Below are 11691 nucleotides of genomic sequence, written 5' to 3'. Positions count from 1 at the left end.
AATACGAGATAGTTCTCAACAATTAGCATTCGGTAACCAAGCCCCTTAAGGCGTTCGTCCTTGGGGACGATCCTCATGAATGGGTTTAAGGCCAAGCGAGAGATAGATGTGTCAAACTTTTCAAGGAGGGAGGTGGCAGCAGAAGGCATGTCTTTCTTGATATATTCATAAGCCTCTTACATTAGTTGTACAATATAAATATCTTCATCTCAATTTTTTCCATTTGTTTAAATGTATAAGTTTTGTTACAATCTTTATCTCTAATTGGGTTTAATCCAAATAATCCTATTAACCTTTTAGAAAAAGAACATATATTTGGAACGCTAAATATTAAATAAGAATCATGTTTCATTTTATCCTTTATTTTTTTTAACTATTCTACTCCCCAACTATCGCCAGAATCAAATCAACTAATGATTTCAGATCCCACTATGGAAAAAGCTTTGGTTCTAAATTCTCTCAAAAATGAAATAAATCAGGAAATTCTTTTTTAATAATATCCGCTGCTCTCTTTCCCGCCTGTCCATCCAATTGATCAAACATCATTCGATTAGCTTTTTGTCTTTGTTTACTTCTCTCCTCTGGATTGTTCAGATTATATTCAATGACATCTTTTAATTGATCGACATTTTCGATTTGATAACTAATGTCCTTCAATAATCGAACTATTTCAGGAACAGTTCTGTCTGTTTCGGCAACCTTGAGGGTTATAATTGGCTTATCCAATACACAAAATTCAGCAATGATCGAGCTGGTATCCCCTATCAATACATCAGCGATCATTAAATATGGCAAGACATCCGGGTCCTGGATTAAAAATATGCCTGCAATTTTCTTTAACCTCTCCACATATTTTTTTGACGTCCAGGGATGTACAGTTACCAGAACGTTATAATTTTCACTAAATTCATGAATCCTATCAACCCACAAATGAATAGCGGACATACCAGATTTATCCCACGTAGCAGTAAAAATGACTGTTTTTTTGTTTTGATCAAGTTTGGTCTTACAGAAAGTAATCTTTAATCTATCATCATTGATTGAGCCATTGAACAGGAGATCCAATTTTGGAAATCCAATCGCACGAGCTGTTTTAATGCTTTTCGTCTTTGCTTCTTCAACTTCTTTCTCACTGGTCATGAAATACAGGTCGAATGCGTTGTAATATCTGGCATTAGCAAATTCTTTAAAATGAAATGCGCCATGACGGAATCCGATCTTGATGATCTTTTCTTCAGGAAATTTGTGCGTTGCATGACGACATAAGATAACGGCTTTGGGAAAGCACGGCATCCGTTTAATATTTAGCTTTTGTTTTAGAAGATATCTGGCTGTTACCCGATTTTTTACAGCAATTTCGACTTGAGGAAAATATTTCAAAACAGGTTTTAACACAATGTAATCAAGCGGATCAGCACAATAAACAACTAACGCGGGATTTCTATTTAATAGTTTAAAAAAATACCAGATTAATTTATATGGATATTTGTAAAGGTAATAGGAGAAAATCACGCTTGAACCATCTATTGAAATTTGGATCTTTTTCTATTCGGTTGCAAAAACAAATCCTATCTGTCAAAATTAGAGAACAAGAATTCCAGCTTATTTTTTAGTAACAGTTTTGAGTCAGGAAATATAACGCGCATTAACATATTTAACAAATGCATTGGCGATTTCTATCTCTATATCGGGTCTTCTTTTATTGGGATTAAATCTCCAATTATGATTATCATAAGTGTAGTATCCGACTGATCTTACGAACGGTCCAATGCCGAAATGTAACGCTTGAAATTCAAACAAATAATACTTGTTTTGATGCAACCCAATATCAAGTGAAAGAAAAGGTGTATCAAATCTATTATAAACTTCTTTTGCATAGTCCAACAAGCGATAATCAAATTCAATATCATACTCCTTCTTAGTTTTACTTGCCCGAAAATCACTTTTTCTGTTAAATCGTCTCATTACATAATATTTATCATAAAGAGTCAATACGCGATAAAAAAATGGGAGATCTGGGACAAATTCCTGTAAAATAAAATTCTCTTCTTTTAATATATAATCTTTATATTGGTAATAATCTTTCCGATTGCTATAGTCCGGATATTCTTTGTAACTTTTTTTGCGGCGGAAATATTTCCTTCTCACTAAATCCAGCCCTGTAAAAACAGTTTGTCTCTCCAGTTTTTGAATTAATTTTACCAATTCATTTGTGCTTTTTACTAAAAATACGCCTCTCCCATTTGAAGTATCCACTGTTTTAAATACGATTGGAAAATTAATTGCATAACAGGATAGCTCATTTAAACTACTGAAATAATAAGAATTTAGCGATGTAAGATTTATTCTTTTTTTATAAAGCTCCTGAAATCCCTTATTTTCATGACACAACAGCAAATCATAAGAAGGGATTAAAATATTACTGCCATCATCCAGATAATGAACCAGGTCTTTGATATAATCTCTTCTATTTATCTTCTGACTGAAGGTATAAAAAATGATCGAATCTTTAATTCTTTTCCTCTGGTTCAGGATCTCATGAAAGCTATATTTTTCAACATCAAAACCATGTTCACAAAATATGTTCTGCATTTTATCTGCATCCATACTCACCCAGGGTTTTCTTGTTTGACCAAAAAAATTGTCATTCCCTGTTAATATGATTATTGTATTGCTTTTCATTACCCATTCCTTTTTGATGAGAAAATATGGCCTCAAAAGCTGTTTCTGGCTTTATTTCTCGCATACATCGAAAATGTTTTTCAGGACACCGTCTACTTCCATGTTTTGAGCAGGGTCGACAGTATAAGTCGATTTCAAGCATTTTATCATCGGGCTGATATGGATAACATCCAAACCTGTGAACCGTAGGACCAAAAAAAGCATTTACATCAGTTTTAACAGCATTTGCTATATGCAAAGACGCGCTGTCATTGGTGACCATTAAGTCTAACTTTTGAATAACTGCTGCAGATTCAAGCACAGAAAGATTGCCTGCTAAATTTAATGCTTTTGCACCGGATTTTTCAAGAATCTGGTCACATAAAAGACGATCCTCTTGCCCACCGATTAAGATAACTTTAATGTTGTTTTTTTCAAGAAGCCCTAAAAGTACGGCAAAATATTCTTTGGGCCAGCGTTTGGTATTCCAGACTGATCCAGGTGCAATGCCAAGAAGATATTTGTCATCTCGATATTCTTGTACAATTTGTTGAGCTTTTTGTTCTTCACCCTGTGACCAGAATATTTCTGTTTGCAGGTCAAAATTATTATCGGAAAATGGCTTCAACAAATTGATGTACCGTTCTCGAATATGAAGTCCACTTTCAGGTGTCACAGGTATCGTGACAAATTTTTGACGGGCAAAACCGACCCGAGTCGGGATCTTTCCCAATTGCATCAAGAATGAAGAAGATAAAGAACTTTGGATTGATACAGCTAAATCATATTTTCTTTTTCTTAGTTTAAAAATTAAATCAATAAAAGAAACGAACTTTCGAAAGGGCTTTCTTTTGTCATAATGAAGGATGTTGGTGACGTTTGGATTTTCTTTAAAAACAATACTGGTCGCAGGAATTGTAAGGATGTCAATTTCAGATTTTGGAAATATTTCTCTCAGCGCTTTTATCAGCGGCGTACTCATTATTACATCGCCTAAAAAAGCAGTTTGAATGACCAGTATTTTATTATAATTCACCTCATCCTCAGCTTATGCCAATAGCTCCTTATATAATTTTATATTTTTGATCACGGTTTTATGAATCTTAAATTTTGTAACTGTTTCTATTGCATTCTGTCCCAACGACTCACGTAGTTTATAATTATTTGCCAGCAAAAGTATCGCGTTAGCAAGTTTTTGTTCATTTTCAGGAGGCACAAGTATACCGTTTTTACCATGAACAATGATTTCGGGTATTCCTCCTGTTTCACAGGCGATTACCGGCAAACCAACACTCTGTGCATCTAAAAGCGAAGTTCCCATACCTTCTTTCTTTGAAGCCAACACGAAAATATCGAAGGTTTTCAAAAAGTTTCCAATATCTTCTCGAAAACCAGTAAAAACAAATCTATCCTTTAAACCCAATTTATATGCCAATGCCAAGATATTCTCTTTCTCATGACCATCACCCACTGCAAAAAAAGTGATACCACTGCTTTTCTCGATAACGATTTTAGCAGCCTTCAATAGATTTGGATAATCTTTGTGCTTTGCTAGTGCAGCAATAGTACCGACCAATATATTATTTTCAGGCACTCCAAATTTCTGTCGAAAATGTTTTGAGGGAAGTACTTTTTTAAATCGATGAATATCAATCCCGCTGTGAATAGTCACCAACTTCTGGGCAGGAACACCATCTTCCAGAAGAATTTTTTCGATTCCATGGGAAATGCAGACAATTTTGTCTAAAAATTGATTTTTATATTTGAATTGACTGAACCAGTTCTTTTTAATATGAAAATCAACTCGACGCACCGCAATCAGTTTTAACTTTGAAAAAAATAATTTTGCCCACAAACCAATCGATAACGCATGTCCGCTATGTAAGTGTAATATATTATAATTATCTTTGATACAAATTCTGGCAATCCGAAACCCGGCGATCAGATCAATTTCACCGAACATCCTTAAGGGCATGTAAGGAATTGCTTTATCGCGGCAAAAACTTTCCATGGGTGATTTCGGTTGACATACCAGAGTTGTATAATAATCCTGTTCATTCATGGCTTGGAGTAGATATGCTGCTTGTTGCTGCCCGCCTCGCCATGTTTTTTCTGTGTCAATATGTAAAACCCTTATCGATTCTTTTCCCATAGTTTCAGATATTTTAAATAAATGCCAAAGGCTGAAATAGTACAAAGAACAAAGCCAATCTTTCCGTCTAAAAAACCCCGCTGCAGAAGATACATTTTAAAAAATTTAGCGATCCCTCTTAATGCTGCTATGATCACCGACGACGATTCACTTTTACTCACTAATTGATCTACTCGTAATTCTGTATAACGATCCATCTTCGCAATATGAGAGTGAATCGTGGGATAGGTATAATGAAACAGTGGCTCTTCTATTCTTCCCACTTGGCCAGGCATCCTCACGGATTCATGGACGAGATTATCGTTAAAATTACCATAGTTGCGATTAAAAAATCTCAATTTATAATCCCGATCCCATCCACAATAGCGAATTTGTTTGCCTAAATAAAACGATTCAATCTTAATTCGATAGCCATTTAATTGAGGTCTTTTTAATATATTCTGTATTCTGTTTTTTAATGTTTCACTCACTTCTTCATCGGAATCTATCGAAAATATCCAATCATGAACCGCCGAATTAACAGCTAATTGTTTCAACGGTCCAAATCCAAGCCATTCTGATTCAATAATTCTGCAATTATACTTACGACAGATTTCGGCTGTTCCATCTGTTGATCCATTATCCACAACAACAATCTCATTTGACCAGAGAACTGATTTTAAGCACCGTTCGATATTCTTTTCTTCATTTTTTGTAATAATAACTACGGATAAAGGATTTGAAATGGTTATGTTTTCGGTTGAATTCAAAATTATATTTTTTTAGCCATGCGAAGCAGGAATCCGCCATAGGCGGATTACATGGGAGTGGTGGGACTAAAAGGCAGACCCCTTAATTCCAATTAACCTTGCTCTCCAGTTTCTAGATATTTTCTTCATTGACTAAATTGCTCCCAAAAAAATTACATGTCTTTCACCAGGATAAAGTTATTAAATCCCCCAATTTCCTTTCCTCCAGTCAAATATTTTTGAATGAAGGATAAAAATCTATACTTTAATCTTTCATGCTTATGCGGTTCTCTAAATTGATCTGGTTTTCCCGAATACTGCAGTTTATCCTTCCAGCTCATTTTAGCTATCATTTGTTCCATTACCTTCGGGTGGGTACCCTTAAAAGAGGCAAGCAAGTTCAAGGGACCATAGTCAAATTCTTTCGCTGCCGTTTCATAATATTCTTGGGCTCGTTTAAGTCCCCAATGAACCGAATCAAGTGCTCTACGCTTATTTTGCATCAAATGTGGAAGTCGTACCCATCCGTAGTGATAGATTTCAGCATCTACTTTCGCCACTTTCAGTTTATGGTGCCCGTTTTCCTGGCGGGGATTATCGATGTAATCGAATTTCCGAAAAGATTGGGCGCTTTGCCATGAATTGATATCAGGTCGATTACGAATAATTCTTATTTCATTAGGATACCAACCATGACCGACATGATAATGCTCATAATCACCCCAGAAATGCTTATATCGAAAAAGTAATCCTTCGATCATTTCGTTACCCACCAATTCTTCACATCTTTTTTGAATTATAGGTAAATATTTTTCATGAACGATTTCATCTGCCTGCAAATAAAAAAGCCAATCGCCAGTACAAGCCTGTTTGGCAATATTGGTTTGAATCGCGTTGATTACTCCTTTTTTAAAATATTTCTCCTCCCAGATCGTATCGATTATTTTAATCTTGGGATCGCCAATTGCGGCTATCTTTTCACGGCTCTTATCATCCTCATCACCCTTACCAATAGCAATGACGAATTCATCCACAATCGATAGGATCGATTTCACCGATTCCACGACTGGATAGTATAGTTTAATCCCATTTCTGACAAAGGAGAAGCCGCTGATTTTCATACTAACTAACTAAACTTTTTTACAGTCGTCCCAGATATTTGAGGTTTCAGAACCTCGAAGCTCTTAACAGGTCGCTTCAATTATTTAAATAATTTATGCCTAATTTTATTTCAAATCGACTACTAATTTAGAACAATTCATATAATAAGCAAGTGTTTTTTGGAGATGCCTGGGTGCCGGAACATACATGATATCCCTCGGAAACTGATTATTGGAAAGGAGGGTAGATCTGATATATTGTTATAGTAACGACTTTATTTAAACCCGGGAAGGCCATATTGTTACATGCAAGGGCATAGCTAAATAATCTTTCGTCCCATTTCAAATCCTATGACGAGCTACTGAATTTCTCGTTGGTTAGTAAGAAAATTAGCGGAATTGATTTTGCGTTCGGATCGGCTTGCAAACGTTACAGTAAATCGAATTGATGAACAATATTTTTATTTGTGAAATCTTATCCTAGATCTGGCTGCAAAAATCTTCGATTTCTCCAACCATCCTTTCCATAGAAAACATTCGTTTCACAGAATGATACCCTTCCTTTGCAATGGACCGTCTTGTATTTTGATCGTTAATCAATTTTATCAAGCGATCCGCTAATTCTTCAGCGTTCCCCTGCTTCAACAAATAGCCGTTGGAACCGTTACGGACAACCTCCTGTGCTGCGCCAAATCCAGTTGTTATGATCGGCTTCTTTAAGGCCATCGCCTCAAGCATCGAATTAGGTATCCCCTCAGTCTTTGAAGTATGAACAAAAACATCGCATTTATCGATTAACGGATATGGATTATCCAAAAAGCCAGTAAAGATAACCTGGTCGCTGATTTCCAAATCCAGTGCTAATTTTGATAATTTTTCTTTTTCCCGACCAGAACCGACAATCAGCGCTCCCCATGGAATACTAGATTTATCCTTTTTTTTCAGGACCGAAAAAGCTCTTAAAAGCAGATCCATTCTCTTTCGCCGGGATAGCTCACCCATGGCAGCTATAGTGAAATCGTAGGGTTTTATGAAGCCATTCTTAAGCTTGGCTTTTTCTTGAAGAGCCGGAAAATCGATACCATTATAGATGATGCGAATTTTTTCCGGCGGGATAAATCCACTTTGTACGAGTCTGTTTTTTATTACCTCCGCATTGACGATGATACCGTCACAAAGGGAGTTATATACCAAACGGTTTGTCCAAGTGTTTTTTATTGATCGTTCTATTCCTAAACGTAGAACATTCTTTTTTCCCATGGCTTTGGCTGCAAAACCAGCCAGAACATAATCTTTGCGTTTGGTTGGGATTAAGATATCTATATGATGTTTCTTAATCAGGAAAATTAGCCTGGAGATTGATAGCATATCCAGCTCATTCCAAAAAGGCAATCGATATTTTGGCACATCAAATCTGGAACCAATTTCCATTTTCCGGTAAGCAAAAAATACTTCATTGCGCACCGCAAGTCCCTGGGCAGCTAATGCGGTCCAGCGCTCATTCCCTCCCCACCTTCTTGCAGAATTCAGGAACAGATATTTCATGAGGAGCTCTCCGATTCTGGCCTGGTTTTCCATCTTCTGTGCAGCCAGAAATACTGTTCTGGATATTTTCGCACATCGTTCTCCAGCGTTTTGGAATACCATTCAGTAATTTTGTAAATATTCTCCCGGGAAAATTTTAATTGAGAATTTCCATCGAATCGTTCAAAGTGAAAATGATACTTTTTATCTTTGAAATATGACATGCCATAAACTAACGGGACTTTATATCGAAGTGCATACACCGCAGCCCCGGTATGAGTAGAGGCAGGCTTACCTAAAAATGGTACGAAAATGCCATTCTTACCAGCATCTTGATCGGAAACAAAGCTTATAATTGCCCCCTGCTTTATTCCCTTTTGTATCATTCGTCGTGATTCTTTAATTCTAATGATTTTCATTCCTGAATCGACGCGATGTCGATAAACGAATTGATCAACGAGCGGATTTTTGATATTTGCGACCAAAGTCCAGATAGGAAGACCTCGTATCGTCATAGCTGTTCCCAATAATTCCCAGTTACCTATGTGTCCTGAAACAAAAACAACGCCTCTTCCTTCCGCGTGGGCATTCTCCAGAACTTCCCAATTGCTCTCGCCTATAAAATTGTCAAAGCCATATTTAATCATATTTGATAACAAAACCACCTCAACAGCCAAACGGCTAAAATGGTAAAAAACCGCTTCCCCTAATTTCTCAATCTCTTTCTCACTTAGTTCCAGAAATGCATGTCGCAAATTATCCAGAGTTTCTTTTTTTCTAATTTTTAAATATTCTGACCAAATCTTTCCTAAAATTTTATATTTGTTTATTGCATCTGGTAAAGGTTTTGATTTTATCCATCCACAGATTGTACGGAGTATAAAATATTCAATGTGATGCTTAAGGCTATGTTTATTCATCAAATTCTAAATTATTTTTTGTTAGCTCTTCTTCGGCTGACCATTTCTTATAAGTTCTAAAATTTCTCAGCCTGATGATTAAGTAAATGAAAACAACGGAAATTGGGATCAGAATCCATATAACATAATCCGATTGATACAAAAAGTTCCACCGATAATGGGTTTCAATGAACTCCAAAAAATACAATTCGTATGCTTCCTCATCCATTTCCAGGACTGAATAGAACGCTTCATCCCATTGTTTTGATTGTAGTCCATTCCCCAATATTTTCCGAATTGCCTCCCATCCAATAGAATCAACAATTAATTTTACGCCAACATAACTTTGGGCATAAGCTAAATCAGCCTTCGCTTTTTTGAAATTCAAAACATCCTCGATTTCGGCCAATGGAATAAGGGAGTTGGAAAGATTCGCCATGGATAAAACCAAACTAAATCCAGAGTTATCTTGATTAGAACACAAAGTGGCTAATCCTTCTTCGAACCACCTTGGGATAATGTTGGGCCTAAAATTTTTACCTAAGATCAAATGCATTAATTCATGTCTTAAAATCGGAAGTATTTGTTGTGGGTTTCTATAGATTCGAAGATACGTAATTCCCTTTTGGGATTTCGTTACTCCACCACTCCACTTAGGAATTGTATCTTTCGTAAGCTCATTCCAGGTTTCTTCATTCGAGACCAGAAACACAAATACTTCACCTTCATAAGGTATTCCAAGCACCTGGCTAAATTCTGACAAAATTTCAGTGCTTTTAATTAACAACTTTTTTGCCATATTTTCATAACCATCGGAATAGTAAATCCGAACTGAATCATTTCGAACAATCTGCCATTTTTCATTAGAAAAACCAGGCAGCATCATATTATGATAAACTAACAAACCGATTACTAGCTGCAACATTTGACTAAAGTAATATAGTCAAATCTACCTTTCAAGCAATTTAGTAATAACAGTATCTAAAAAAAATGTTTGGGTATTAAATGGAATTAATAAATATGGATGGAATTATTTTACCGGATTATTGTCAAGCCGTATTTTTTTGCCTTTCTGTATATTGTTGCCCTACCGATACCCAACTTCCTGGCAGTCAAGGAAACATTCCCTTCACATTCTAAAAGCGCTTTGCGTAGGGCTTCCTCCTCAAGATTTTCAATCCAGGAATTTAAGGTTTTACTGGTATCAACAACGCGCCGTTCACCGATCACCCGAACATTCGCAGGTAAATCGTTTGCAACGATTTCTGAAGTTGTGACCAGAACTATCGCCCGTTCGATTGCATTTTCCAACTCCCGGATATTTCCCGGCCAATGATATGCCATCATCAATTCAATAGCATCCGAGGACATTGAGTTAACCGTTTTTTCCTCACGAACGGTATATTTCTCGATGAAAAATTGAATAAGAAGTGGAATGTCATCTTTACGTTCCCTCAATGGAGGCAGCTTAATAGGAAAAACGCTTAAACGATAAAATAAATCTTCCCTGAATTCGCTCTTACGAACCGCTTCTTCTAAATCCTTATTAGTCGCAGAGATCAGCCTAATATCAACTTTAACGAGTTCGTTTCCACCTACCCGCTCAAACTCCCTTTCTTGAAGTACACGTAAAACTTTAACTTGAGTAGACGGCGCCATTTCACCGACCTCATCTAAGAAAACCGTTCCTCCATCAGCTTGTTCGAATTTTCCTATTCTTCTTTGGCTGGCTCCTGTAAAAGAACCTTTTTCATGACCGAATAATTCACTTTCCAAAAGAGAGTCAGGTAAAGCCGAACAGTTTACGGCAATGAATGGTTTGTTTCTGCGTTTTTGTCCTTCATAATGAATTGCACGCGCTATTAATTCCTTACCTGATCCACTTTCACCATAAAGTAACACAGTCACACTACTATCTATTACTTTTGATACGGAACGAAATACATTTTGAATCGCCCCGCTTTGACCAATGATATGTTTGAACTGGTATTTTTCTTGTAATTCCCTTCGAAGCTGTTCAACTTCACCCCGAAGTTCATTGCTTTCAAGCGCGTTCCTTACTGTGATATTGAGACGATCCCCTGAAAATGGTTTTGTAATAAAATCGTATGCACCCAATTTCATCGAGCGAACAGCGATATCTATTGTCCCATGAGCTGACATCATGATAATAGGAATACGGGAATATTGCTGTTTTATTTGTTCTAAAGTTTCAATTCCATCAATACCCGGCATCTGGATATCAAGTAAAATTAAATCAGGCACTTCTTCTTGCAGGATTTTCAAACATGATTCACCATTTGAAGCATGCATGGACTCATAGATTTTATCCTTCTTAAGATGAACTTCAATCATTCGACGAATATTTTTGTCGTCATCTACAATGAAAATTTTGTATTGTTTTTTCACTTATATAGTCTCCACATACCTGAAACTTAATATTTTAATAGCAATACTCCATATCTTTTATCGAACTATTTCCGAAAAGTTTTACTAAGTTTTTTCTAAATTTAACTTATAGCTTAACACTCAAATTATGCGCTTGACTTAATTTTTTCAAGCTGACCGGAAACCATTTAGGCAGCTTTACATGACAAATAAAACTGGATACAGGTTATATTTCTAAT

At 36.2% G+C, this 11691-nt stretch carries 10 protein-coding genes; all 10 read right to left on the bottom strand.

The features are described 5' to 3' along the window. Positions 1 to 459 precede the first annotated feature (459 nt). A complete protein-coding gene (locus IIC38_11450) occupies positions 460 to 1395 on the bottom strand; it encodes a CDP-glycerol glycerophosphotransferase family protein (protein ID MCH8126565.1) in 936 nt (311 codons plus the stop codon). A gap of 231 nt (positions 1396 to 1626) precedes the next feature. Continuing rightward, a complete protein-coding gene (locus IIC38_11445) occupies positions 1627 to 2682 on the bottom strand; it encodes a hypothetical protein (GenBank protein ID MCH8126564.1) in 1056 nt (351 codons plus the stop codon). Then, on the bottom strand, positions 2645 to 3697 hold the full coding sequence (waaF, locus tag IIC38_11440) for a lipopolysaccharide heptosyltransferase II (protein MCH8126563.1): 1053 nt from the start codon (positions 3695 to 3697) through the stop codon (positions 2645 to 2647). Before waaF ends, IIC38_11445 begins: the two co-directional genes overlap by 38 nt. Before the next feature lie 12 nt (positions 3698 to 3709). Beyond that, on the bottom strand, positions 3710 to 4813 hold the full coding sequence (locus tag IIC38_11435) for a glycosyltransferase (protein ID MCH8126562.1): 1104 nt from the start codon (positions 4811 to 4813) through the stop codon (positions 3710 to 3712). Then, positions 4795 to 5562 (bottom strand): glycosyltransferase family 2 protein, encoded by a 768-nt coding sequence (locus tag IIC38_11430; protein ID MCH8126561.1) that lies wholly within the window; start codon positions 5560 to 5562, stop codon positions 4795 to 4797. The genes IIC38_11435 and IIC38_11430 overlap by 19 nt, the downstream gene beginning before the upstream one ends. A 152-nt stretch (positions 5563 to 5714) precedes the next feature. After that, entirely contained in the window at positions 5715 to 6662 is a 948-nt protein-coding gene (locus tag IIC38_11425; protein ID MCH8126560.1) for a hypothetical protein, read from the bottom strand. Positions 6663 to 7121: 459 nt separating this feature from the next. After that, positions 7122 to 8186 carry a glycosyltransferase gene (locus tag IIC38_11420; GenBank protein ID MCH8126559.1) on the bottom strand — a complete coding sequence of 355 codons (1065 nt, stop codon included), beginning with the start codon at positions 8184 to 8186 and terminating at the stop codon, positions 7122 to 7124. Continuing rightward, entirely contained in the window at positions 8183 to 9085 is a 903-nt protein-coding gene (locus IIC38_11415; protein MCH8126558.1) for a lysophospholipid acyltransferase family protein, read from the bottom strand. The genes IIC38_11420 and IIC38_11415 overlap by 4 nt, the downstream gene beginning before the upstream one ends. Next, entirely contained in the window at positions 9078 to 9968 is an 891-nt protein-coding gene (locus IIC38_11410; GenBank protein ID MCH8126557.1) for a hypothetical protein, read from the bottom strand. The genes IIC38_11415 and IIC38_11410 overlap by 8 nt, the downstream gene beginning before the upstream one ends. A gap of 131 nt (positions 9969 to 10099) precedes the next feature. Then, positions 10100 to 11419, bottom strand: coding sequence for a sigma-54-dependent Fis family transcriptional regulator (locus tag IIC38_11405; protein ID MCH8126556.1), 1320 nt, complete (start codon positions 11417 to 11419; stop codon positions 10100 to 10102). Positions 11420 to 11691 lie beyond the last annotated feature (272 nt).

The organism is candidate division KSB1 bacterium (assembly GCA_022566355.1).
Classification (GTDB): domain Bacteria; phylum Zhuqueibacterota; class JdFR-76; order JdFR-76; family DREG01; genus JADFJB01.
Note: the sequence above shows the minus strand (reverse complement) of the source record. Positions and strands in the feature narration are given on the sequence as shown.

Bases quoted from the DNA above. Each gene is read 5' to 3' on its own strand.
- IIC38_11425 (MCH8126560.1), bottom strand. From the start codon at position 6,662: ATGAAAATCAGCGGCTTCTCCTTTGTCAGAAATGGGATTAAACTATAC.
- IIC38_11435 (MCH8126562.1), bottom strand. From the start codon at position 4,813: ATGGGAAAAGAATCGATAAGGGTTTTACATATTGACACAGAAAAAACA.
- IIC38_11405 (MCH8126556.1), bottom strand. From the start codon at position 11,419: ATGATTGAAGTTCATCTTAAGAAGGATAAAATCTATGAGTCCATGCAT.
- IIC38_11420 (MCH8126559.1), bottom strand. From the start codon at position 8,186: ATGAAATATCTGTTCCTGAATTCTGCAAGAAGGTGGGGAGGGAATGAG.
- IIC38_11415 (MCH8126558.1), bottom strand. From the start codon at position 9,085: ATGAATAAACATAGCCTTAAGCATCACATTGAATATTTTATACTCCGT.
- IIC38_11445 (MCH8126564.1), bottom strand. From the start codon at position 2,682: ATGAAAAGCAATACAATAATCATATTAACAGGGAATGACAATTTTTTT.